General features: G+C 64.7%; 26 protein-coding genes. 12 read left to right on the plus strand and 14 right to left on the minus strand.

Going from position 1 to position 21,156, the window contains the following annotated elements:
• Position 1: 1 nt before the first annotated feature.
• The 6 genes from OKW52_RS01660 to OKW52_RS01685 all read right to left on the minus strand — a co-directional run bounded on the left by OKW52_RS01660 (position 2) and on the right by OKW52_RS01685 (position 6,355).
• Positions 2-1,171 (minus strand): acyl-CoA dehydrogenase family protein, encoded by a 1,170-nt coding sequence (locus OKW52_RS01660; protein ID WP_264504168.1) that lies wholly within the window; start codon positions 1,169-1,171, stop codon positions 2-4.
• Complete coding sequence (locus OKW52_RS01665; protein WP_127107970.1) at positions 1,171-1,950, minus strand: enoyl-CoA hydratase/isomerase family protein; 780 nt, start codon at positions 1,948-1,950, stop codon at positions 1,171-1,173. The genes OKW52_RS01660 and OKW52_RS01665 overlap by 1 nt, the downstream gene beginning before the upstream one ends.
• Before the next feature lie 12 nt (positions 1,951-1,962).
• Positions 1,963-3,066, minus strand: coding sequence for an acyl-CoA dehydrogenase family protein (locus OKW52_RS01670; protein ID WP_264504169.1), 1,104 nt, complete (start codon positions 3,064-3,066; stop codon positions 1,963-1,965).
• Between the two features lie 308 nt (positions 3,067-3,374).
• Positions 3,375-4,157, minus strand: coding sequence for an ATP-binding cassette domain-containing protein (locus OKW52_RS01675; protein WP_264504170.1), 783 nt, complete (start codon positions 4,155-4,157; stop codon positions 3,375-3,377).
• Positions 4,157-5,233, minus strand: a complete 1,077-nt coding sequence (locus tag OKW52_RS01680) for an ABC transporter permease (RefSeq protein ID WP_264504171.1) — start codon at positions 5,231-5,233, stop codon at positions 4,157-4,159. The genes OKW52_RS01675 and OKW52_RS01680 overlap by 1 nt, the downstream gene beginning before the upstream one ends.
• 111 nt (positions 5,234-5,344) lie before the next feature.
• The gene (locus tag OKW52_RS01685) at positions 5,345-6,355 is read right to left on the minus strand and encodes a sugar ABC transporter substrate-binding protein (RefSeq protein WP_264504172.1); all 1,011 of its coding nucleotides are present in this window, start codon (positions 6,353-6,355) and stop codon (positions 5,345-5,347) included.
• Between the two features lie 186 nt (positions 6,356-6,541).
• Here OKW52_RS01685 and OKW52_RS01690 point away from each other — a divergent pair, with 186 nt between their 5' ends.
• Positions 6,542-7,741, plus strand: a complete 1,200-nt coding sequence (locus tag OKW52_RS01690; protein WP_264507631.1) for an ROK family transcriptional regulator — start codon at positions 6,542-6,544, stop codon at positions 7,739-7,741.
• Positions 7,742-7,743: 2 nt separating this feature from the next.
• On the opposite strand, the gene OKW52_RS01695 is transcribed toward OKW52_RS01690, so the two are convergent.
• Both OKW52_RS01695 and OKW52_RS01700 read right to left on the minus strand, forming a co-directional pair.
• Positions 7,744-8,103 carry a hypothetical protein gene (locus OKW52_RS01695; protein ID WP_264504173.1) on the minus strand — a complete coding sequence of 120 codons (360 nt, stop codon included), beginning with the start codon at positions 8,101-8,103 and terminating at the stop codon, positions 7,744-7,746.
• An 8-nt stretch (positions 8,104-8,111) separates the two neighbouring features.
• Positions 8,112-8,534 (minus strand): hypothetical protein, encoded by a 423-nt coding sequence (locus tag OKW52_RS01700; protein ID WP_264504174.1) that lies wholly within the window; start codon positions 8,532-8,534, stop codon positions 8,112-8,114.
• 336 nt (positions 8,535-8,870) lie between these two features.
• Here OKW52_RS01700 and OKW52_RS01705 point away from each other — a divergent pair, with 336 nt between their 5' ends.
• From OKW52_RS01705 to OKW52_RS01730, 6 genes are all read left to right on the plus strand, one after another.
• Entirely contained in the window at positions 8,871-9,164 is a 294-nt protein-coding gene (locus OKW52_RS01705) for a hypothetical protein (RefSeq protein WP_264504175.1), read from the plus strand.
• The gene (locus OKW52_RS01710; RefSeq protein ID WP_264504176.1) at positions 9,161-9,514 is read left to right on the plus strand and encodes a hypothetical protein; all 354 of its coding nucleotides are present in this window, start codon (positions 9,161-9,163) and stop codon (positions 9,512-9,514) included. The genes OKW52_RS01705 and OKW52_RS01710 overlap by 4 nt, the downstream gene beginning before the upstream one ends.
• A 45-nt stretch (positions 9,515-9,559) precedes the next feature.
• Positions 9,560-10,378: a transglutaminase-like domain-containing protein gene (locus OKW52_RS01715; RefSeq protein ID WP_264504177.1), complete on the plus strand. Its 819-nt coding sequence runs from the start codon at positions 9,560-9,562 to the stop codon at positions 10,376-10,378.
• 253 nt (positions 10,379-10,631) lie between these two features.
• Positions 10,632-11,105 (plus strand): hypothetical protein, encoded by a 474-nt coding sequence (locus OKW52_RS01720; RefSeq protein ID WP_264504178.1) that lies wholly within the window; start codon positions 10,632-10,634, stop codon positions 11,103-11,105.
• An 88-nt stretch (positions 11,106-11,193) separates the two neighbouring features.
• A complete protein-coding gene (locus OKW52_RS01725) occupies positions 11,194-11,382 on the plus strand; it encodes a hypothetical protein (protein ID WP_264504179.1) in 189 nt (62 codons plus the stop codon).
• Positions 11,383-11,432: 50 nt separating this feature from the next.
• The gene (locus tag OKW52_RS01730) at positions 11,433-12,308 is read left to right on the plus strand and encodes a transglutaminase family protein (protein ID WP_264504180.1); all 876 of its coding nucleotides are present in this window, start codon (positions 11,433-11,435) and stop codon (positions 12,306-12,308) included.
• A 5-nt stretch (positions 12,309-12,313) separates the two neighbouring features.
• On the opposite strand, the gene OKW52_RS01735 is transcribed toward OKW52_RS01730, so the two are convergent.
• Positions 12,314-12,550, minus strand: a complete 237-nt coding sequence (locus tag OKW52_RS01735; RefSeq protein ID WP_264504181.1) for a hypothetical protein — start codon at positions 12,548-12,550, stop codon at positions 12,314-12,316.
• Positions 12,551-12,715: 165 nt separating this feature from the next.
• On the opposite strand from OKW52_RS01735, the gene OKW52_RS01740 reads away from it, so the two are divergent.
• Positions 12,716-13,432, plus strand: coding sequence for a Crp/Fnr family transcriptional regulator (locus OKW52_RS01740; protein ID WP_264504182.1), 717 nt, complete (start codon positions 12,716-12,718; stop codon positions 13,430-13,432).
• A gap of 6 nt (positions 13,433-13,438) precedes the next feature.
• On the opposite strand, the gene OKW52_RS01745 is transcribed toward OKW52_RS01740, so the two are convergent.
• The 5 genes from OKW52_RS01745 to OKW52_RS01765 all read right to left on the minus strand — a co-directional run bounded on the left by OKW52_RS01745 (position 13,439) and on the right by OKW52_RS01765 (position 17,524).
• Entirely contained in the window at positions 13,439-13,603 is a 165-nt protein-coding gene (locus tag OKW52_RS01745; protein ID WP_264504183.1) for a DUF3309 family protein, read from the minus strand.
• A 64-nt stretch (positions 13,604-13,667) separates the two neighbouring features.
• Positions 13,668-13,808, minus strand: a complete 141-nt coding sequence (locus tag OKW52_RS01750; protein WP_264504184.1) for a hypothetical protein — start codon at positions 13,806-13,808, stop codon at positions 13,668-13,670.
• 270 nt (positions 13,809-14,078) lie between these two features.
• The gene (locus OKW52_RS01755) at positions 14,079-14,975 is read right to left on the minus strand and encodes an SDR family NAD(P)-dependent oxidoreductase (protein WP_264504185.1); all 897 of its coding nucleotides are present in this window, start codon (positions 14,973-14,975) and stop codon (positions 14,079-14,081) included.
• Between the two features lie 15 nt (positions 14,976-14,990).
• Positions 14,991-15,803 carry an enoyl-CoA hydratase/isomerase family protein gene (locus tag OKW52_RS01760; protein ID WP_264504186.1) on the minus strand — a complete coding sequence of 271 codons (813 nt, stop codon included), beginning with the start codon at positions 15,801-15,803 and terminating at the stop codon, positions 14,991-14,993.
• Positions 15,800-17,524, minus strand: a complete 1,725-nt coding sequence (locus tag OKW52_RS01765; RefSeq protein WP_264504187.1) for an AMP-binding protein — start codon at positions 17,522-17,524, stop codon at positions 15,800-15,802. Before OKW52_RS01765 ends, OKW52_RS01760 begins: the two co-directional genes overlap by 4 nt.
• A 106-nt stretch (positions 17,525-17,630) precedes the next feature.
• Here OKW52_RS01765 and OKW52_RS01770 point away from each other — a divergent pair, with 106 nt between their 5' ends.
• From OKW52_RS01770 to OKW52_RS01785, 4 genes are all read left to right on the plus strand, one after another.
• A complete protein-coding gene (locus OKW52_RS01770) occupies positions 17,631-18,116 on the plus strand; it encodes a MarR family winged helix-turn-helix transcriptional regulator (RefSeq protein WP_264504188.1) in 486 nt (161 codons plus the stop codon).
• An 86-nt stretch (positions 18,117-18,202) separates the two neighbouring features.
• Positions 18,203-19,231 carry a TRAP transporter substrate-binding protein gene (locus tag OKW52_RS01775; protein ID WP_264504189.1) on the plus strand — a complete coding sequence of 343 codons (1,029 nt, stop codon included), beginning with the start codon at positions 18,203-18,205 and terminating at the stop codon, positions 19,229-19,231.
• A 79-nt stretch (positions 19,232-19,310) separates the two neighbouring features.
• Positions 19,311-19,838: a TRAP transporter small permease gene (locus tag OKW52_RS01780; protein WP_264504190.1), complete on the plus strand. Its 528-nt coding sequence runs from the start codon at positions 19,311-19,313 to the stop codon at positions 19,836-19,838.
• Positions 19,825-21,117 carry a TRAP transporter large permease gene (locus OKW52_RS01785; protein ID WP_264504191.1) on the plus strand — a complete coding sequence of 431 codons (1,293 nt, stop codon included), beginning with the start codon at positions 19,825-19,827 and terminating at the stop codon, positions 21,115-21,117. The genes OKW52_RS01780 and OKW52_RS01785 overlap by 14 nt, the downstream gene beginning before the upstream one ends.
• The last annotated feature ends 39 nt before the right edge of the window (positions 21,118-21,156 follow it).

A 21,156-nucleotide genomic window follows, 5' to 3' on the forward strand; every position in this document is an offset into this window, starting at 1 on the left:
CTCACCGTGACGGCAGGCCAAGGACAGCCTTGGCCAGAATGTTACGCTGAATCTCGTTCGAGCCGCCGAAAATCGCCGGGGCCCGCGCGTCAAGGAACAGGTTCATCGCGTCGACATGGCCGTCTGCGATGTCCAGATCATCGTAGAACCGCGCCTCTTCGCCCGCGACGTCGAGGGTTTCTTCGGTGATGCGCTGATAGAGCTCGGTGCAGAACAGCTTGAGCACCGACACATCCGCGCCCAGCGTGCCGCCTTCGCGCAGCACCTTGGCGAAGCGCTCGAACGCCGAGCCGAGATCATACAGATCCAGCCGCAGTCTGGCATAGCGCGAGCGGAACGCCGCATCGTCAAACGCCCCGCGGTCGCGCGCCAGCAGCTCCAGCCGCTTGAGCGCGTATTCGGGCCGCGAGGGCGCGCCCAGAAAGATCCGCTCATGCCCCAGAACCGCCTTGGCCAGCGCCCAGCCGCCGTTGATCTCGCCCACGACGTTCTTGACGGGCACCCGCACGTCATCAAAGAACACTTCGCAGAAATCGGCCTCTTCGCGCAGGTTGGGGATCGGACGCACGACGACGCCGGGTGAGGTCAGATCGACCAGCAACACGGTGATGCCGCCCTGCGGTTTGGGCGTGTCCTTGTCGGTGCGCGCCAGCAGCAGGATCCAGTTCGCGCAATGCGCCAGCGTGGTCCAGATCTTCTGGCCGTTGATCACGAATTCATCGCCATCGCGCACCGCCGAGGTGCGCAAGGACGCCAGATCGGACCCGGCGCCCGGTTCGGAATAGCCCTGACACCAGACGTGTTCGCCGGTCAGGATCTTGGGCAGGAAGAACTCTTTCTGCGCCTCGGTGCCGAATTCGATCAGCAAGGGGCCGGTCAGGCCGATGCCGTGATCGGGGATGCGCGGACAGCCAAGCCGCGCCCATTCCTCTACGTAAACAATATGCTTGGCGGCATTCAGCCCCATGCCGCCATGTTCCTGCGGCCAGATCGGCGACAGCCAGCCCTTGGCCGACAGCGCCAGATACCAGTCGGCGACCTCGTCGAACACCGGGCGCTGCTTGCGCATGAAGCGCAGATGCGCCGGGCAATGGGCATCGACCCAGTCGCGGAAGATCGCGCGAAACGCCTCGTCGCTCAGCGCGTTCCAGTCTTGTTGCGCGGGCAGCATCACAGTTCATCCTTGAACACGGCCGGGCGTTTTTCGATGAAGGCGCGCATGGCTTCCTTGCTGTCGTCATGGCGCGTCATCTCGACCGTCAGGTTCTGCTCGAAGCGGTAGCCGTCCTTCAGGCCCATCGTCTCGACCGTGTTGAGCGCGCGCTTGGCCAGACGGATGCCCGCCGGGCTTTTCGAGGCGATCTGCCGCGCCAGACCCATCGCGGTTTCCATCAACTCCTCAGGCTCGACGCAGGCTTCGATCAGGCCGCGGCGATACAGCTCGCCCGCCGGAACGCGCCAGCCGGTCAGCACCATGCGGCGGGTCAGCGACAGCGGGAAGACCCGCATCGTGTGGCGCACACCGCCCATCAGGCCGATGTCGATCTCGGGCAGGCCGAACACCGCATTGGTCGAGGCGACGATCATGTCCGAACAGATTGCCAGACCCATGCCCGCGCCCAGCGCCGGGCCGTTCACAGCGGCGATGACGGGGATGTTCATTTCGGTGATGACAAAGCCCACCTCTCGCGCACGGCGCAGATGGCGATAGGTGTCGCCGGGCGCGCCGTCGGCGACCTTGGCGCGCGACTTGATGTCGGCCCCGGCGGAAAAGCATTTGCCCGCGCCGGTCAGCACGACACAGCGCACGCCGGGGGTCTCATTCAGTTCGTCGAACACCTCGATCAGCTCTTCCATGAATTCGCGCGATTGCGCGTTCACCGGCGGGGCATCCATGGTGACCACGGCAATGTGGTCGGCAATCTCGGTCTTGATCAAGTCGTTACGCATGGAGTGGTCCTTTCAGGCAGCGAGATCGGCATCGAGAAACGCAAGGCGCAGCGCCTCGGGTTGGCCCAGCGTCGCGTTCAGGCTGATCGCGCGTTTCAGGTACAGGCCGATGTCGCATTGGTCGGTGAAACCCATCGCGCCATGCAGCTGGATGGCTTTGCGGGTGATCGCGGTGGCGGCATCGCCGGCCCGCGCCTTGGCGGCCAGAACGGCCTGGGCGCGGTCTTCGGCGGTGGTGGTGGCGGCGTGGGCGACGGCGGCGCAGGCGAATTCGGCCTCGGCCCACATGTCGACCAAGCGGTGCTGGATGGCTTGAAAGCTGGCGATGGTCTTGCCGAACTGCACGCGGTTGCTGGTGTACTCGACGGTGATCTCCAGCGCGCGTGAGGCAAGGCCTGCCAGCTCGGCGGCCAGCGCAAGACGGCTGATTTCGATGGCGGCGGTGAGGGCGGCCTCGACGGCCTCGCCCCGGCCCAGAACCTGCGACGCGGTGACCGGCACCGCATGCAGCGTCACCCGCGCCAGTGTCGCACCATCAACACCGGGGCGCTGGTGGAGGCGCAGCCCTTCGGCCCCGGCGTCCAGATGGACCAGCGCCAACCCGTCGGCATCCTGCGCCAGCACCAGAAAGCCGGTGGCGGCGCTGGCCCCCGAAACCAGATGCGCCTCGCCGGTCAGCGTAGCGTCTGCGGTCAGGGACAGGGGCGCACGGCAACCGCGCGCGTCCTGCCACAGCACCGGCAGGATCTGTGCGCCCGCAATCAGCCCCTCGGCCATCGGCAGAATGGCGGCGCTGCGCGTCAACCCGGCCAGCAGCGCGCCGGGGAACACGGCCAGCGGCGTGTAGGCTTCGGTCAGCAGCGCGCGGCCCAGCGCCTCGGCCAGCACGACCAGTTCGGCACTGCCCAGCCCCATGCCGCCCAGATCCTCGGGCAGGGTCAGGCCCAGAAACCCGGCCTCGGCCATGGCGCTCCAGACACCGGCGTCCAGATCGGCGCCCTCGGCACGACGGCGGCGCATCGTGGCCGGGCCATCGGCGCGGGCGGCCAGCCCGGCCACACTGTCGCGCAGCATGGACAGGGTGGAGTCAGGGTCATCGAGTAGGATCAGGGGCATGTCGCCTCCGGCTGTTGCACATGGGGCGCGCGTCGCACCCGATCTGTCAGCGGAGCAGCCCGAAACACCCCGTCGCCGCAGGCTGTGCGGCCGGTTTTGTGGTGTTGTGAGAGCCTCCCTGACGGATCGAAATCCACGCCCTTCCGTGTTCTAGGAGCCGGGCTTTTGGCCAACTTGTCAAAACCTATCGCATGGAGAGCAAACAGTTTCACAAGTATGAAAACCGCGCGCGGCCAGACACACCGCACACAGCGAAAAGCGCCACCGGACGGCTTGTCCGATGGCGCCCGGTAGCGGTGCTGTCCGGTTCAGGCTGCGGTCAGCGCGGGGGCTTCTTTCGCGCCGGTCATGAAGGCGACGGCATCGGACATGGTATAGTCCTTGGGGTCGATCACACACAGCCGTTTGCCCAACCGGTGAATATGGATGCGGTCGGCGACCTCGAACACATGCGGCATGTTGTGGCTGATCAGCACAATCGGGATGCCCCTGTCGCGCACGTCCTTGATCAGCTCCAGCACTCGGCGGCTTTCCTTGACGCCCAGCGCGGCAGTCGGTTCGTCCATGATGATGAACTTGGTCGCGAAGGCCGCAGCGCGCGCCACGGCGACGCCCTGACGCTGCCCGCCCGAAAGCGTCTCGATGGTCTGGTTGATCGACTGGACGGTCATCAGCCCCAGCTCGGTCAGCTTTTCACGGGCGAATTTCTCCATCGCCTTCTTGTCCAGCAGGCCCAGATACTTGCCGAAGACGTCGTTGCGACGGATCTCACGCCCGGTGAACATGTTGTCGGCAATCGACAGGGCCGGCGACAGGGCGAGGGTCTGGTAGACGATCTCGATCCCCATGGCGCGGGAGTCGATGGGGGACGAGAAGTTGACCGGCTTGCCCTCGATCAGGATCTCGCCCGCATCGGGCTGGATCGCGCCGCAGATCGCCTTGACGATCGACGATTTCCCCGCCCCGTTGTCGCCAATGACGGCAAGGATCTCTCCGGGCATGAGGTCGAAATCGGCGTTGTCGATGGCCGTGACATGGCCGTAGCGTTTGACGATCCCGGTGGCTTTGACGACAGGGGTGATCCCAGACATTATGCCGATACCTTTCTGATCCACTGGTCGATGGCGACCGCGATGATGATAAGCCAGCCGGTGGCGAAGACCTGCCAGAGCACGTCGACCCCAGCCAGACGCAGCCCCGATTCAAAGACGCCGACGATCAGCGCCCCGAACAGCGCGCCCAGGATCGAGCCCCGTCCGCCGAACAGCGAGATCCCCCCGATCACCACAGCGGTGATGCTGGACAGGTTGCCCTCATAGAAGCTCTGCGGCGAGATCGCACCGACCCGGCCGATCGAGGCCCAGGCAGCAATCGCGCAGATGAACCCGGCAACCATATAGACCTGCACCAGCGTGCGGTTGGTGCGGATACCGGCCATTTCGGCGGCCTCCTTGTCGTCGCCGATCATATAGACATGGCGGCCCCAGGCGGTCTTGTTGAGCACATACCAGAGCACCACAAAGATCGCGACCATCAACAAGGAGCCATAGGTCAGCCGCGCCGATCCCAGAATGATGTTGGTGCCGAAGAACTTCAGGAAGCTGGCATTCGCATCGATATCCTGACTGCGGATCGACTGCGCGCCTGACAACCACAGGTTCAGCGCAAAGAAGATGTTCCAGGTGCCCAGCGTGACAATGAAGGGCGGAAGTTTGATCTTGGTGACCAACAGCCCGTTCAGCAACCCCGCCGCCGCCCCGGCAACAAAGCCAAGCAGCAGTGCCAGCACGGTGGGCACGCCCAGATTGACACCCAGATTGCCCATGATCACGCTGATCAGCACCATGATCGCGGCGACGGACAGGTCGATACCGGCGGTGATGATCACCAGACTCTGCGCGGCGGCCAGAATACCGATGATCGACACCTGCTGCATGATCAGGGTCAGGTTGAAGGGGGTGAAGAACCGCTCGCCCGCGATCAGACCAAAGGCCACAATGGCGACGGCCAGCACGATGATCGGCACCAACGTCGGGTTGGCATGCAATGTGTGCTGCACCCGCTGCAAGGGCGCGCGACGCTTGTTGGCGAAGTCAGCGACAGAGGTGTCACTTTGGTTCAGAGTCTGTTCGAACTCTTGCCCCGATGCGGTGGATCGCTCTGCCATCTTTTCCTCCAACAGAGAAGTTTCGGGCCGTTGTGTCACGCACCCCAAGAGCCGTGGCTCGCGTCACCTGCGGCCGGGCGCTGACCGCCCGGCCGTCGGTCGTTCAGGGGATCAGCCCCAGCAGAGCGACAGCGCTTCCTGCGAGGTGATCGAGTCGATGCCTTCCACCGGGTGATCGGTGACCAGCGTAACCCCGGTGTTGAAGAAATCCAGCCCGGGGGTGTTCTCGGGCCGCGTGCCATCTGCCGCAAAGGCGATGATCGCGTCGATACCCATGGCCGCCATGCGCAGCGGGAACTGCATCGAGGTCGCGCCGATGATGCCTTCCGAGACGTTCTGCACGCCCGGGCAACCGCCATCGACCGAAACGATGATCGCCTGTTCTTCCAGACCAAAGGCGCGCAGGGCTTCATAGGCACCGGCGGCGGCGGGCTCGTTGATCGTGTAGACCACGTTGACGCCCGGATCGAGCTGGAGAAGGTTCTCCATCGCCGTGCGGCCACCCTCTTCGTTGCCGTTGGTCACGTCGTTGCCGACGATGCGCTCATCGGTTTCGTCGCCGATGTCGGTCGGGTCCATGATGTCGACGCCAAAGCCCTGCAGGAACCCGTTGTTGCGCAGATAGTCGACCGAGATTTCCGAGGCGTTGAGGTCCAGCAACGCGATGCGCGCGCCCGAGGTGTCGCCCATGGTCGATGCGGCCCATTGGCCGATCAGTTGACCGGCAACGAAGTTGTCGGTGGCGAAGGTCGCGTCGGCGGTATCGGCAGGCTCGAACGGGGTATCCAGCGCGATGACCAGAATGCCGGCTTCACGGGCCTGCGTCACGACCGGTGCCAGCGCCCGGGAATCCGACGGCGTGATCAGGATGCCGGCCGCGCCCGCCGCGATGCAGGTTTCAACGGCGGCAACTTGCGCTTCGACATCACCGTCGATGGCACCGGCATAGGTCAGCAGGTTGATGCCTGCGGCGTTCGCGGCTTCGGTCGCGCCTTCGCGCATTTTCACAAAGAACGGGTTGGTGTCGGTCTTGGTGATCAGGCAGGCGGTGGCGTCCTGAGCCATCGCACCCGTGGTCATCGCGGCCAGAGCAAGCGCCGAGCTGGTGAGCAGTAGTTTCATGGTGTCCTCCCTTTGATCCCTTGGTGTCCGGTGCGGCTGCCCCGATACCCCCTGCCGCATCCTCAAGGGCAGGTGACGCTCAAATGACCTGATTCCCTTGAGTCTGTCAATTAATAAATCAAGTTGATTTACTAATTCATCCATGCGACCTTTCCTTGGGTCAGAGAGGCGACTATGGTCCGCAGCATGGATGGCGATCACGTCAGAGAACTGTCAGGGGGCGTCAGCCAAAGCGGGGTTCGTGATCACAACGAACGCCTGATCCTGTCTGTCATCCATCGCTATGGTGCCATGCCCGGCATCGACGTGGCCCGGCGCACGGGCCTGTCGACACAGACCGCCTCGATCATCACGCGCAAGCTGGAAGGCGACGGCATCCTGCGGCGCGGCGCACCCAATCGCGGCAAGGTCGGCAAGCCGTCGATCCCAATGGAGCTGAACCCCGACGGCGTGCTGGCCTTCGGTCTCAAGATCGGTCGGCGCAGCGCGGATCTGTTGCTGCTGGATTTCGCGGGCACCGTGCGCGCGCAGATCCACACCACCTATCCCTACCCGCTGCCCGAGAACGTCTTTCGCTTCCTCAAGGACGGGCTGGAAACGATGCTGGGGCACCTGCCGCCTGCCCTGCTGCCGCGCATCTGCGGCATCGGCATCGCAACGCCGTTCGAGCTGTGGAAATGGCACAACATCGTCGGCCTTGCCGCTGACAAGTTCCGCTCGTGGAAGGATGTGGATTTCGCCCATGAGGTCGCGCAGTTCAGCGACCTGCCCGCCTTTGTCGTCAACGACGGCACCGCCGCCTGCCACGCCGAACACCTCTACGGGCGTGGCAGACAGTTCCGCGACTACGCGTATTTCTTCATCGGCTCGTTCATCGGCGGCGGCGTGGCGCTCAATGGCACGGTGTTCGAGGGCAATCAGGGCAACGCGGGTGCGTTGGGGTCCATGCGCAGCACCGGGCCACTGGGCGAAAGCCAGCAGCTGATCGACGTGGCTTCCCTGCATCTGCTCGAGGCGCGTCTGATCGAAGCCGGGATCAACCCGCAGATCCTGTGGCAAACGCCGCAGGACTGGACCGGGCTGGCGCGCTATGTCGATCCGTGGATCGGCGAAACGGCGCAGGAACTGGCCAAGGCCTCGCTGTCGATCTGCTCGGTGATTGATTTCGAGGCCATCGTCATCGACGGGGCCTTCCCGCCCGATGTCCGCAGCGAACTGGTCGAGCGGGTGCGGCGCTATCTGGTCAATCAGGACAAGCGCGGGCTGATCGAACCCCGGATCGAGGCGGGCAGCGTGGGCGAGAACGCCCGCGCCGTGGGTGCCGCCAGCAGCCCGATCTTTTCGCAATATCTGCTCAACACCAACGCGGGTCTGTCAGCCTACTGACCTCAGGCGACCGGCGTTTCCTGATGCGACAGGCGCACCCATCGGCCGTCGTCGCGCAGATAGGTCGAGACGCAAAGCGCCTCGTAGATCGGTGCATCCTCTCGCTCGGCCGAGGCGCGGTAAGCCAGCACGGCGACGTCTTTCTGGCGGCTATAGGTCTTCTCGGTCATCGTGATCGAGCGCCAGAGCGGCTGGTCTTTCAGGTGCTGCCAGATGGTCTGACCCTGCAGGATTCCCGGCGCATAGGGCAGGATCATCACCGCACCCGTCGCCGAGGTGCCCCGTGCCGCATCCAGTCCGGCGGTCCAGAAATGCTCTTCCATCTCCCACAGATCGGGCTCGTGGTGGCGACTCAGGGTCACGGCGCGCATCATCCGCCCGCCCCCAACGGCGCAAAGAAGAAGAGCTGCGCCAGGATCAGCAGCACCACCGACACCGCGATGATCGCGCCGAGCGGCAGCGCCTGCGTCGCCGCGCCCAATGTGCCCGGCAGCTTGGGCGTCTGGCGCATGCGTTCGGGCAGCAAACGGGTCAGCCGGTCCGAGGTTGCCGCGTGTTCGCGCACCATGGCCGGAACATCGCGAAAACTGGCCAGCAAAGCGCCCAACCGGCTGCGCGCCGCCTCGCGCGGCAGCGCGCCCAGCTCGGACGCTTCTTTCCACGGATCGAGACCGAGACGGGCCAGCGCAGACAGAACGGTCACCACAAAGCCGTTCTGGTCATCGCCCACCGGCGCATACAGAAACGCATCGAATTGCGTGCCGTGCGGGTGTTCAATCGAGGGTCCGCTCATGGTGATCTCCTGCGTTCGCACAGCGCCGGGCGTGGCGCAACGGCGTCTTCTGTCCTGTGTCGTCCCCAGAAGCGATCAACACGCAGACAGGATCCGCCCATAGTACAGGCCATGCGTCGCCCCGTGCTGATCCAGATCAGCACGGATACGGGCTAAGCCCTCCGGTTCCGCCCATAGATCACGCGATGCGCCGACACGGCACTAACCTCGATCAGTCTGACCTTGCTGCGCGCGCGGTATCGTGCGTGTGTGTGGTGATGACGCCCCAGGCGCCGGACACGACGCCGTGCAGGGGCGCAGCCCGCCCGACGCAGCGACCTCAGCCAAGGAAACCGGATGAACACGCGGTCAACCCGTTCGACCCTGACGTTTGCCCGACCGTTCCGATTGAGGGGATACCCCGACAAGCTACCGGCGGGCGATTACGAGATCATCACCGAAACCGACGCGTCCCCGCCAGGCTCGGCGCGCTATTTGAGCGTACCCGGAACCGGCTTTCTCAACGGCGTGACCGAATTGCGCCAGACCACCGGACGCGATCTTGAGGCGGCCCTCTGCCGTGCTCAGGAGGGCCGCAATGGCCCAGGCTTAAGCGATGCGGCGCTATCTCCGCAGGAGGACTTGATTTGACCACTCCCGATTGGCTGAAACCCGGTATCTATGGCGCCGTTGGCGGCGCCGTTCTTGTTGCGATCATTGGCTTTAGCTGGGGTGGCTGGATGACCGGCAGCAGCGCAGACACGATGGCAAGCGAAAGGGCGCATAACGACGTGATCACGGCGATGATCCCGGTCTGTGTCGGCCTGTCGCGCGCTGATCCGGCGCGCGAAGCTCAACTGGCCAGCATCCGCGACGTTGCCGCCTATCGCCAGCGCGATGCGGTGATGGCGACCGGCTGGGCAACCATGCCGGGTGCCGATGCCCCGAGCCGCGATCTGGCCCAGGCCTGCATCGCCGAACTGGATCTGGAAGCCTCGTAAGAGGCTACTGTCCCCTCTTTTCAGCCTGACTTTGGAACCCTCTTCATGCGCATAACTCTGGGCTGTCGGCTCACCTATCAACTGCAACAGGCGACGCCGATGATCGTCATGCTCAACATGCACTATTCGCGCTTCGGCGATCTGGAACGGCCAGACTATCTGACCACCATCCCCGCCGTTCCGCTGGAGAGCTACCGCGACCGGTTTGAAAACTGGTGCGTGCGGCTGGTCGCGCCCGAGGGTCAGTTCACCCTGACCACGGACGGGATCTGCCGCGACGCGGGATTGCGCGATCCGGTCCCGCCGATGATGGACCAGCACGCGGTGCAGGACCTGCCGTCGGAAACGCTGGTTTACCTGCTGGGCAGCCGCTACTGCGACACCGACCTTCTGTCGGACGAGGCGTGGCGGCTGTTCCAGAACACCCCCTCGGGCACAGCACGGGTGCAGGCGATCTGCGACTATGTGCACAATCATATCCGCTTTGGCTATGAACACGCCCGCGCCACGCGCACCGCGTCGCAGGCACTGGCCGAGGGTCACGGCGTGTGCCGCGATTACACCCATCTGGCCATCACCCTTTGCCGCTGCATGAACATCCCGGCGCGCTATTGCACCGGCTATCTCAGCGACATCGGCGAGCCTCTGCCACATCCCCCCGGCGACTTTGCCGCGTGGATGGAGGTCTATCTGGGCGGGCAATGGTGGATGTTCGACCCGCGCAACAATGTGCCGCGCATGGGTCGGGTGCTGATGGCGCAAGGCCGTGACGCGGCGGATGTTCCGTTGGTGCAGACATTCGGCCCCAATACGCTGACGGGGTTCGAGGTCTGGACTGACGAAATCGTCGACGGCAGGGCCTGATCAGGCGGCGCTCCATGGTAATGGGGCGCGCCGACCCCCATCTGTGTAGGGCTGGCGCGCTGCTGCCAGCGATCAAGGAATGAAAACCATGTCCTTCAAGGACCTCACGACCCGCGCGGCCAATCCCGCCCCGGCTCCTGCTGCATCTGACAAAAAACCTGACACTGCCAAGACACCAGAGCCGAGCACAGCCAAGACCCCGGCTGACAAGACACCGTCCTGAAACAACAACCGGCAAGCGGAGTCCGCGCCCATGAAACGCCTGACACAGAACGGCACGGCGGTTTTCGAGCGCGCGTTCACCTTGCCCGGATTGCACGAAACGCTGCCGGCGGGTGCGTATCGGATCGAGACCGAAGTGACCGCGACCCCGTGGGGTGATGCGTCTGGTCCAGCACGGTCCATGGTACGCATTCTGCTGCATCCGCGCGCCTCGCATCCCGGGATGGTGCGACATTTGACGCTTTCCGTCACGGCGCTGAACGAGGCGCTGGCGCAGGACGCCGCCACGAAGCCAGCGCACGACCGGGCGTTTCTGGACGAGAGGATGGCCGACCCCATGGTCCGGCTGGTAATGCACGCCGATGGCCTGTCAGAGACCCCGCTGCGCCACGACCCCACCAACGGCAGCGCGACTGCGGACGCAACACCGCGCCGCACGATGACACAGCGCGCGATTCAGGTCGCAGAGAACGAAGGCATGCCGCTGCTGGCGATCAAACGCTGATCGGCCTGCTCTCGCCGTTTCCCGCCGAGACCGGGCACTGCCACCCCCGGCTGGCCGCTCTGGACCGGCTGAACGAGGACATCGCGATATGACCGAGAAACCGCTCCAGTCCGTTGAAGCGCCGGTGACACCGGCCCAGAACGACGTGACGAAAACCCGCAACTGCCTGCGCTGCGGCACCGCCTTTGTCAGCGAAGGCTTTGGCGAGCGCATCTGCAAGCGTTGCAAGGGTCAGAAAGCCTGGCGCAACGCGGCCCCATCGGGTTCGCGCCGCTAAACGCACCCCTATGGCAGGCCCCGCCCTGCCCTTCTTTAACAGGACTTGCTGTGACAACTCTCGAAACGGTCCATACGACCAGTTACCGCTACCAGAACCCCGTCTCGCTGGGGCCACACCGGCTGATGCTGCGCCCGCGCGAATCGCGCGATCTCAAACTGTTGTCGCATACCGTGACCATCACGCCCGAAGCGACGGTCACCTGGGCGCATGACGTGGCCGGGAACGCTGTTGCAACGGCCAGTTTCACTGCCCCCACCGATACGCTGGTGATCGAAAGCCGCGCCACGCTGGAACTGACCGCGCCCGCCTGGCCGGTGTTCTCGATCGCGGCCTCGGCCACGACCTATCCGTTTCAGTATTCGCACGACGACTGGGTCGATCTGGGCGCACTGCCCACACCGCAATTCCCCGACGATCGTGGACGCTTTGCGCGCTGGGTGGCCAGCTTCATCTTCAAGCAACCGACAGACACGCTGTCGCTGCTCAAGGACATCAGCAACGGGGTGTCCAACAAGATCGCGTACCAGAGCCGCGAGATGGAGGGCACGCAATCGCCCCTGGCCACGCTGGACCGGGGCTGGGGATCGTGCCGCGACTTCGCCGTGCTCTTTGCCGAAGCCGCACGCACGCTGGGCTTTGGCGCGCGCATCGTGTCGGGGTATCTTTATGACCCGACGGGCAGCCTGATCGGCTCGTCCGACTCTGGCTCGACCCATGCCTGGGCGGAAATCTTTGTGCCCGGTGCTGGCTGGATCGCGTTCGACCCGACCAACCGCAGCATGGGCTCGGGCAACCTGATCCCGGTCGCCGTGGTGCGCGATGTGCGTCAGGCGGTGCCGGTGTCCGGGCAATTCATCGGCAGCGCGGACACGACAGCGGCGCTCAGCGTTACGGTCACGGTGTCGCCCAGCGGGGTCTTCTGATCGCCTCAGGGCCTGCGCACCCAATTGCCGCCCGCGATGATCCGGGTGATCAGCGCCGCGACGGTGGCGTGCAGCGCCTGCTCAGCCTCGGTGCCAGCGGCATTTTCATGGGTGGCCGCCGCATCCTGCAGAATGCCCAAAATCTCGCGCTCTGGCAGGGTTTTCGCGTCGTTCAGCGCCAGAAGCAACGCCTCGCAGATTGAAAGCGCCGCCATACCTGCGGGTATGCTATCGTCGGTCATGTGGTGCTGCCTCTCGCTGTCTTCAGCCCGGCGCCGAGTGGCGGGGCTGTCGCCGCCACAGGATCGGTCAGAAACCACCTTCCCGGGCTGATCAACATCAGTCGCCCGTACGAATTTGAAAGCCGCTTGATGCACCCGGACGGAACAGCACAGACCCTTTCCCTCATGCCGCTGGCCCGAAAGCTGGGCGCGTTTGTCGCCCTGTCTGCGGTCGAGCTGGCCGTGCTCGACGCGCTGCACAAACGACGCCGAACCTTTGTCGCCGGGCGCGATCTGGTCCATCAGGGTCAGTCGGATCAGGCCGCCTATATTCTGGCGTCAGGCTGGGCGTGTTCCTACAAGATCCTGCGCGATGGCGAGCGGCAGATCGTCGACTTCCAGATCCCGGGCGACTTTCTCGGCCTGCGCAGCGTGCTGCTGCACACCGCCGATCACAGCATCGAGCCGATCACCGATATCGAGGTCTGCGAGGTACATGCCAGCGACCTGCTGGGTGCCTTCACCCGCACGCCCCGTCTGGCCACGGCGGTGCTGTGGGCGGCCTCACGCGATGAGGCGATGGTGGTCGAGCATCTGGTGGGTATCGGCCGCCGCCACGCCGCAGAACGCATGGCGCATTTCCTGCTCGAGCTGGGCTCGCGCCTGTCGCTGGTCGGGCTGGCGACCAAGGCGGGCTATGCCTGCCCGCTGACGCAATACCTGCTGGCCGACGCGCTGGGGCTGAGCGCCGTCCACGTCAACCGCGTCTTGCGGCAATTGCGCGAGACGGGGCTTTTGACCTTTCGCGACGGGTACGTCACGTATGACGACTACGACCGCCTGCTCGACTTTGCCGGGTTCGATCCGGTCTATCTGGATCACACGGGTCCGCTGCTGCGCTGAACGGCCTCAGATACGGCCCAGCAGCATCAGGACCACCACAACGATAAGAATCGTTCCCAGAATGCCGACGCTGGTGTGGCCATAGCCAAAACCATAGCCGCCAAAGCGACCACTGACCCCGCCGAAAAGAACGAGGACCAGAAGGATAACAAGGATCAAGCCAAGAGACATGGCGGGTGCTTTCTGTTGGGGCTGTCGGCCTGCCGGGTGGCCGTGATCGACCCGGCTGCGGTGGTTAGCGTCCGTCGATGGAAATGCCCTGACCGTCGATCTGGATGCTGATGCCGCTCTGGCGGTCCTGATAGACCATATAAGCCGCGACCAGCGCCACGACGGCCAGCGCGGCGATCACCACCAGAAGCGCGGTGCGCGTCATGATCGGGCCTTGGGGCAGGCAAGACAGACAAAGGCAATCGACGTCATCAGAGCGATCTTTCCAGAGACATGCGCAGGCGTCAGACACACAGGAGAACCGAAACGAAGGGCAACGGCCCTCCCGTGTGACGTTGGCGTAGCTGGACACGATATCGCTCACCCATCGGTGGTGAGCTTTGTCCAATATCGGCCAGCAGCCGTCAGACCACACTGATCCATGTTGGTGTCCGCGTGAAATCGGCAGCGCCTTTGCGCCGCCGCGGGCCTATGCTCAGTCGAAATCCAGTGGCACGCCAACGCGTTGCACCGCACCGTCTGAAAAGCTCTCCCACTGCGCCGCCAGAGCCTCGGGCGTCCAGCCCTGCGCGTGCAGGTCGGTGCGGATCTCGGCGGGGTGTGACCACAGGCTGAGCCGGTCGCCACCGATACCGATGCATTGCCCGCTGACGCCGCGCGCCGCGTCCGAGGCCAGAAACACCACCAGCGGCGCAATATCCGCCGCCGTGCCGATGCCATGTCTGGCGCGCAACTGCGCGGGCAGCGGCTCGCCGCGCTCCATCGCCGCGACATGCGGGGCCAGCGCCGGGATCGTCGCCGTCATCCGCGTCAGCGCGGTCGGCACGATGGCGTTGACCGTCACCCGGTCGCGCGCCAGCTCCAGCGTCCACGAGCGCATCATGCCGACGATGCCTGCCTTGGCCGCCGCATAGGCGCCCTGCCCGAAATTGCCCAACTGCCCGGCGGGCGAGGCCGCAAGGATCAGGCTGCCCCCACCGCCCTGCGCCTTGAACTGCCGCGCCGCAGCGCGTCCGCATTGGAATGTGCCGCGCAGATGGGTCGAGAGGACCAGATCGAACGCGTCGTCCTCGGTCTTCCACAGCACGGAATCGCGCAGCACACCGGCGTTGGAAAACAGCGCATCCAGCCGCCCGAACGCTTCAACCGCGCGCCCGACACAGGCCTCGGCCGCGCCATTCACGCCGATCGCCGTAACCTCGGCCACCGCGCGTCCCCCGGATTGGCGGATCTCATCGACCACGGACTGCGCGGCATCGGCGTCGATGTCGTTGACCACGACAGCCGCCCCGGCCTGCGCCGCCGCCAGCGCGGTGGCGCGGCCAATCCCTTGCCCCGCGCCGGTGATCAGCAGCACTTTTCCTGACAGCATCATCCCGTCTCCGCCTTAGCGCCCGCGATAGACCGGCGCGCGTTTTTCCATGAAGGCGCGCGGCCCTTCGCGCGCGTCTTCCGTCGCCATCACCCGCGCCTTCGAGATTTCCTCAAGCGCGTAGCCTTCGGCCAGCGTGCGGCCGGTCGCGGCGATCACCGTGCGCTTTGTTTCTTGCACCGCAACCGGCGCATTCGCCGCCACGCGCTGCGCGATCTGCATCGCGGTGGCCATCAGCGCGTCAGGCGCGACGATCCGGCTGATCAGACCCGCGCGCAGAGCGGTGTCGGCGTCAATCGGCTCGCCGGTCAGCAGCATCTCCATCGCCATCGCATAGGGGATCTGACGCGGCAGCCGCGCCAGCGCCCCGGCAAAGGGGATCACGCCGCGCATCACCTCGGGTAGCGCAAAGCGGGCCTGCGGCACGGCGATGCGGATGTCGGTGCCCAGAAGCATCTCCATCCCCGCCGCCATGCAGGCCCCGTTCACCGCCGCAATCACCGGCTTGTGCAGCTCGATATTGCGGTAAGCGATGCGGTCGTTGATGCCGTCGTCAGTCAGAAAGCGGCGGTCCCACTCGGTTTCCGGCTGACGCGCGCCCGACAGCAGCGGCAGCGACAGCGCCAGATCACCGCCCGAGCAAAACGCCTTGTCCCCCGCACCGGTGAGGATGACTGCGCGAACACTGTCATCGGCGTCGATCTCGGCCAGCGCATCGGCCAGACGGCAGGTCAGTTCAGGGCTGAGCGCATTGCGCGCCGTGGCGCGGTTCAAGGTCAGGACCGCAACGGACCCCTCACGGGTAAAAAGCAGGGGGAGTTCGGTCATCCGCGTACCGCCTTGATCCGCCCGCTCTGGATGGCCTCGGCGGCCTCGTTGCGCAGCGCAAATTTCTGAATCTTGCCGTTGGCCGTCATCGGCATCGAGGTCACGACAGCAATGTATTTCGGCATCTTGTGACGCGCCATCCGGTCGCGGCAGAAATCCTGCAAGGCGCGCGGTGTCACATCGCCGCCGGGCACCAGCACGACATAGGCAAAGTTCTCTTCGCCCAGTTCCGGGTCGGGCACGCCGACAACCTGCGCCTCGCTCACAGCGGGATGGTCGAGCAGACACTCCTCGATCTCGACCGGATAGACGTTCTCGCCACCCCGGATGATCATGTCCTTGATCCGGCCCACGATGCGCAAATGCCCGGTCTCGGCCAGCACCGCCAGATCGCCGGAATGCAGCCAGCCGTCCGGTTCAATCGTCTCGGCGGTCTTCTCGGGCATGTCGAAATACCCCGCCATGGTCAGATAGCCGCGAATGCACAGCTCGCCCGCCTCGCCCCAGCCCTTCACCGCACCGGTTTCGGGATCGACGATGCGGATTTCGGTATGCGGCAGCGGCACGCCTGCCGTGCTGACGCGGGTTTCAAGATCGTCGCTGTCCTGCGTCTGGGTGATGATCGGGCTGCACTCGGTCATGCCCATGATCACCAGCGGCTCGCCGCCGGTTTCATCGCGCATCCGGCGGATCAGACTGGGCGGCACACTGGTGCCGCCGGTGATGATCCGGCGCATGGTGCGGGTGTTGCGCTGCGGATAGGTCGGGTGCTCCAGCATCCGCACCATCATCGTCGGCACGGCGTTGAGCAGGCTGGGCTGATAGGTATCCCACAGATCGAGCATGCGCCCGGCGTCAAACGCATCCATCGTCACCAGCGCCCCGCCGCAGGCCAGCATCGCCATGACGTTGCACACACAGCCCGCCGTATGAAACAGCGGCATAGCCGAGAGCATCACGTCGCCGTCGGCATAGCTGCCCCGGTCGGCCATCAACCGCGCGTTGTTGACGGTGGAATGATGGGTCAGCATCGCGCCTTTCGGCTTGCCCGTGGTGCCGCTGGTGTACTGGATCTGCGCCACATCGCGCGGCTGCACCTGCGCTTGCCGGGCCTGTCGGGCGCTGTCATCGACGCCGTCGCCCCGTGCGAGCAGGGTGTCGAAAGGCACGGCAAACGGTGCCTCGCCCGGCCCGATCAGCGCCAGACGGCGCAGGGCTGGCATGGCGGAGCCTTGGCGCAGGCCGTCGGGGCCAGCGGCGAGATCCGGCAACAGCGCGCGCAGATCGCCGATGATGTCGCTGCCCCGGAAGCTGGCCGAGAAGAACAGCGCCGCGACCTGACCCTGCCCCAGCAGATAGTCCAGCTCGTTGCGTTTCAGCGCCGGGTTCACCGTCACCAGCACCGCACCGATCTTGGCCAGTGCGAACTCAAGCAGCACCCATTCCGCGCAATTGGGGGCCATGACCGCCACCCGGTCGCCCGCGCCAATGCCCCAGTCGATCATCCCGCGCGCCAGCCGGTCAGCCTCGGCGCGCAGCGCGGCGAAGGTCCATTCGGTCAACACATCGCGGCTGCGGTCGTCGACGACAATCGCCAGACGCGATCCGCGCGCATCGGCCTGCTGGTCCAGCAAATCGCCCAGCGTGATGTCCAGCAGAGCGGGCCCCTGAGCGCTGGGGTGCCACCAGGCAAGCCCGGCACGGTCGTTTGTCTCGGTCATGTCATTCCTCCCACGTGCCCACAGAGTATCTGGACAGCTCCTGACTGTCGTGATATCCAATTGTTCGACTTCGATCAATCCAGTATCCGACTATCTGAGAGAAATCATGCAAAGCGCCGCCCAACTGCTGGCCGATATCGACGCCGAAGCACCGCTGGAACTGCAGCCGTCGCTGGAACGCAGCGTCAACTTTCGCCTGCGGATGGCGCAGATTCTGGCCTACAAGAGCTTTGAGGCGAAAGTGCCCGATCACGGCGGCGCGGCACGGTATCTGGGCCTGCTGTCGATCATCTGCCAGAACCCCGGCCAATCGCAGATCAAACTGGCCGAGGCCGTGGGGCTGCAACGCTCAAGCCTGGTGCCGATTCTGGACAAGATGGAAGCCAACGGCATTCTCGAGCGCCGCGCGGTCGATGGCGACCGGCGCTCGAACGCGGTCTGGCCAACGGACCATGGGCAAGCGGTTGTCGCCGACCTGACGGCACAGGCGCTTGAGCTGGAAATGCGCACGCTGGACGGGTTGAGCGCCGAGGAAACCGATCAACTGCTCGGGCTTATGGACCGGGTCATCACCAATTTGCGGCGCGGCTGAGCCCGCCACAAAAGACTGACCCGCCGCCATGGTGGCGACGGGTTCCGGCGCGGCGGGGGGCTGCGCCATATTGAGGGAGGAAAACCATGAAAAAATCCGTATTCGCGGCGTCGACGGCGCTTGTGCTGGCGTTCGCGCCGGCCGTGCAGGCTCAGGAAGTGACGCTGACCTTGTCGCATTGGGTGCCGCCGGTGCACACCGTCGACACGCTGGGGATGGTGCCGTGGGCACAGTCCATCGCCGAGGAATCGAACGGCCGTATTCAGGTCGACATCTATCCCGCCCAGCAATTGGGCGCAGCGCCGGACCATTATGACATGGCCCGCGACGGCGTGGTCGATATCAGCTTCATCAACCCCGGTTATCAGGCGGGCCGCTTCCCGATCATCGCAGCGGCAGAGCTGCCATTCCTGGTGTCGAACGGCACCTCGGCAAGCCGTGCGCTGCACGAATGGTATACACAATACGCCGAGCAGGAAATGGGCGACGTGCATGTCTGCCTTGTCCACCTGCACGAGCCGGGCACCTTCCACGCCACCCGCGGCCCGATCGCCGGCCCCGAAGATTTCGCCGGCATGAACGTGCGTCCGCCGCAGGGGACCATCGCCCGCCTGATCGGCAACATGGGTGCCAGCCCGGTGCAGGTTCCCGTGCCTGAAATGCGCGAGATCCTGTCGAGCGGCGGTGCCGACGTCACCAGCGGACCCTGGAACAGCCTGCGTCTGTTCGGCGTTGAAGACATCGTGACGCACCATCTGGACTTGCCGCTCTATTCGGTGGCCTTCGTCTGGGCGATCAACCTTGACGTCTACAACAACCTTTCGGACGAAAACCGTGCCGTGATCGACAATCACTGCACGTCCGAATGGGCCGAGCGCGTCAGCACGCCCTGGGCAATGCAAGAGCGTGAGGCACGGCCCTACTTCGTCGAGACCGAAGGGCACACGATGTACACGCCGAACGCCGAGCAACTGGCGCAATGGCAAGAGCTGTCGCAAGAACTGCGCGCCGAATGGGCGACCAACGCCACCGCAGCGGGTCTGGCCGATCCGGCGGCAGCACTGGCCGATCTTGAGGCACGCCTCGTCGCCGCAGATGGTGCCTATCAGCCCTGAGGCCATCCTTGTCCCCGGCGTGCCCGCGCGCAGGCCGGGGACATCCCCTTCTTCAGCCCAATGCAGTGACGGAGCACCCATGTCCCGCCTGATCGAAGTCTTTTGTCGAACGGTTGAAACGATCGCAGCCATCCTTCTGGGTATCGTCATGCTTCTGGTCGTCGTGTCGACCTTTGGTCGCTATGCCCTTGCCATGCCTGTCCCCGACAGCTTTGACATCTCGCGCTACCTGCTGGGTGCCTGCGTGATGTGGGGCTTTGCCGTCATCGGCTTGCGGGGCGGGCACATTCAGGTCGACATCATCGCCGACATGGTCGGCCCGCGCGCCCGCCGCTGGATCGACACCTTCGCCTGGGCACTGCTCTTGCTGTTCATCGCCCTGATCGCCTGGAAGATGCTGGGCCGCGTGCAGAGCGCGATGCGCACGAACGAAAGCACGTTTGAACTGCGTCTGGCGGCCTGGCCGTTTCTGGCCGTCATCTGGCTTGGCGCCGCAGCAAGTGTCGTGACCGTCAGTGTCAAATTGCTGCGCATTATCACGGGACGCGAGTTGGTCGATTCGGCCGACGATCGCGAATTGGAAGAGGCCACTCATGGCAAACGCTGACCTGATCGCTATTCTTGGCTTTGTAAGCCTCTTTGCGCTGTTGCTGTTGCGGGTCCCGATTGGTGTGGCGCTGGGTCTGGTTGGCGTGGCCGGTTATGGTGCGATGCGCGGCCTGACCCCGGCGCTCAACGTCCTGGCAACCTCGCCCATCCGCGTGATCACCGATTTCAACCTGAGCGTGGTAAGCTTTTTCATCCTCATGGGGGTGCTGGCGACCAATTCAGGCATGAGCCGAGAGTTGTTTCGCGCGTCGAATTCATGGCTGGGACAATTCCGGGGCGGTGTCGCGCTGTCGACCATCGCCGCCTGTTCCGGCTTTGCCGCGATCTGTGGCAGCTCGGTCGCCACTGCCGCCACGATGACCAAGATCGCCCTGCCCGAAATGCGCCGCTTCGGTTATCGCGAGGATACGGCGACAGGCGTGATCGCAGCAGGCGGGACGCTGGGCATCATGATCCCGCCGTCGGTCGTGCTGGTCATTTATGCCTACATCACCGAAACCGACGTTGGCCAACTGTTCATTGCGGGGATCGTTCCGGGCATTCTGGCCGTCCTGCTCTACATGGTGACGATCCTCACCGCGCATCGTCGCGGCCTTCCCGCCGGCACCCCGTTTGACCTGCAAGAGGCATTGTCTGCGCTTTCCGGCGTCTGGGCGGTGATCGTGCTGTTCCTGGGGGTGATCGGTGTCATCTACATGGGCATCGCAACCCCGACGGAAGCCGCCGCCGTCGGCGCCTTGCTGACGCTGGTTCTTGGTGTGGTCCGTGGCCGTCTGGGCCCGCGAGAGATCCTCGACAGTCTGATCGAAGCACTGCGTACCTCGGTGTCGGTGTATTCGGTCCTGATCGGCGCGATGCTGTTCAGCTATTTCCTTGCGATCACCCGTTCGCCGCAAAAGCTGACGGCGTGGCTGGTGGATCTGGATTTCTCGGCGCACGGAACGCTGGCGCTGATCCTGATCGCCTTTATTATCGCCGGGTGCATTCTGGACACGATGGCGATGATCCTGCTGCTGGTGCCGATCGTGTATCCGGTGATCATTCAGCTGGGCTTTGATCCGATCTGGTTCGGCATCATCATCGTCATGGTCGCCGAACTGGGGCTGATCACGCCGCCGGTCGGGATCAATGTGTTTGTGATAAATACAATCGCCAAAGACGTGCCCTTGGGGACGATCTTTCGCGGCGTCCTGCCCTTCATCGCGACGGACATCCTGCGCCTGATCTTGCTGGTTGTCTTTCCGGGCCTTGTGCTGTTCCTGCCCAGCACAATGTAACCACCGCCCCCTCTTTCGCTGCCTGCGCGCCGCGAAAGA

Source organism: Pararhodobacter zhoushanensis, assembly GCF_025949695.1.
In the GTDB taxonomy this organism is placed as follows: Bacteria; Pseudomonadota; Alphaproteobacteria; order Rhodobacterales; family Rhodobacteraceae; genus Pararhodobacter; species Pararhodobacter zhoushanensis_A.

Coding starts and splice junctions, on each gene's coding strand:
- OKW52_RS01715 (WP_264504177.1), top strand. CDS start 9,560: ATGCGCATAACTCTGGGCTGTCGGCTCACCTATCAACTGCAACAGGCG.
- OKW52_RS01660 (WP_264504168.1), bottom strand. CDS start 1,171: ATGCTGCCCGCGCAACAAGACTGGAACGCGCTGAGCGACGAGGCGTTT.
- OKW52_RS01760 (WP_264504186.1), bottom strand. CDS start 15,803: ATGACCGAACTCCCCCTGCTTTTTACCCGTGAGGGGTCCGTTGCGGTC.
- OKW52_RS01690 (WP_264507631.1), top strand. CDS start 6,542: ATGGATGGCGATCACGTCAGAGAACTGTCAGGGGGCGTCAGCCAAAGC.
- OKW52_RS01745 (WP_264504183.1), bottom strand. CDS start 13,603: ATGTCTCTTGGCTTGATCCTTGTTATCCTTCTGGTCCTCGTTCTTTTC.
- OKW52_RS01685 (WP_264504172.1), bottom strand. CDS start 6,355: ATGAAACTACTGCTCACCAGCTCGGCGCTTGCTCTGGCCGCGATGACC.
- OKW52_RS01755 (WP_264504185.1), bottom strand. CDS start 14,975: ATGCTGTCAGGAAAAGTGCTGCTGATCACCGGCGCGGGGCAAGGGATT.
- OKW52_RS01720 (WP_264504178.1), top strand. CDS start 10,632: ATGAAACGCCTGACACAGAACGGCACGGCGGTTTTCGAGCGCGCGTTC.
- OKW52_RS01770 (WP_264504188.1), top strand. CDS start 17,631: ATGCAAAGCGCCGCCCAACTGCTGGCCGATATCGACGCCGAAGCACCG.
- OKW52_RS01705 (WP_264504175.1), top strand. CDS start 8,871: ATGAACACGCGGTCAACCCGTTCGACCCTGACGTTTGCCCGACCGTTC.
- OKW52_RS01700 (WP_264504174.1), bottom strand. CDS start 8,534: ATGAGCGGACCCTCGATTGAACACCCGCACGGCACGCAATTCGATGCG.
- OKW52_RS01775 (WP_264504189.1), top strand. CDS start 18,203: ATGAAAAAATCCGTATTCGCGGCGTCGACGGCGCTTGTGCTGGCGTTC.
- OKW52_RS01740 (WP_264504182.1), top strand. CDS start 12,716: ATGCCGCTGGCCCGAAAGCTGGGCGCGTTTGTCGCCCTGTCTGCGGTC.
- OKW52_RS01680 (WP_264504171.1), bottom strand. CDS start 5,233: ATGGCAGAGCGATCCACCGCATCGGGGCAAGAGTTCGAACAGACTCTG.
- OKW52_RS01765 (WP_264504187.1), bottom strand. CDS start 17,524: ATGACCGAGACAAACGACCGTGCCGGGCTTGCCTGGTGGCACCCCAGC.
- OKW52_RS01785 (WP_264504191.1), top strand. CDS start 19,825: ATGGCAAACGCTGACCTGATCGCTATTCTTGGCTTTGTAAGCCTCTTT.
- OKW52_RS01670 (WP_264504169.1), bottom strand. CDS start 3,066: ATGCCCCTGATCCTACTCGATGACCCTGACTCCACCCTGTCCATGCTG.
- OKW52_RS01665 (WP_127107970.1), bottom strand. CDS start 1,950: ATGCGTAACGACTTGATCAAGACCGAGATTGCCGACCACATTGCCGTG.
- OKW52_RS01750 (WP_264504184.1), bottom strand. CDS start 13,808: ATGACGCGCACCGCGCTTCTGGTGGTGATCGCCGCGCTGGCCGTCGTG.
- OKW52_RS01780 (WP_264504190.1), top strand. CDS start 19,311: ATGTCCCGCCTGATCGAAGTCTTTTGTCGAACGGTTGAAACGATCGCA.
- OKW52_RS01725 (WP_264504179.1), top strand. CDS start 11,194: ATGACCGAGAAACCGCTCCAGTCCGTTGAAGCGCCGGTGACACCGGCC.
- OKW52_RS01675 (WP_264504170.1), bottom strand. CDS start 4,157: ATGTCTGGGATCACCCCTGTCGTCAAAGCCACCGGGATCGTCAAACGC.
- OKW52_RS01735 (WP_264504181.1), bottom strand. CDS start 12,550: ATGACCGACGATAGCATACCCGCAGGTATGGCGGCGCTTTCAATCTGC.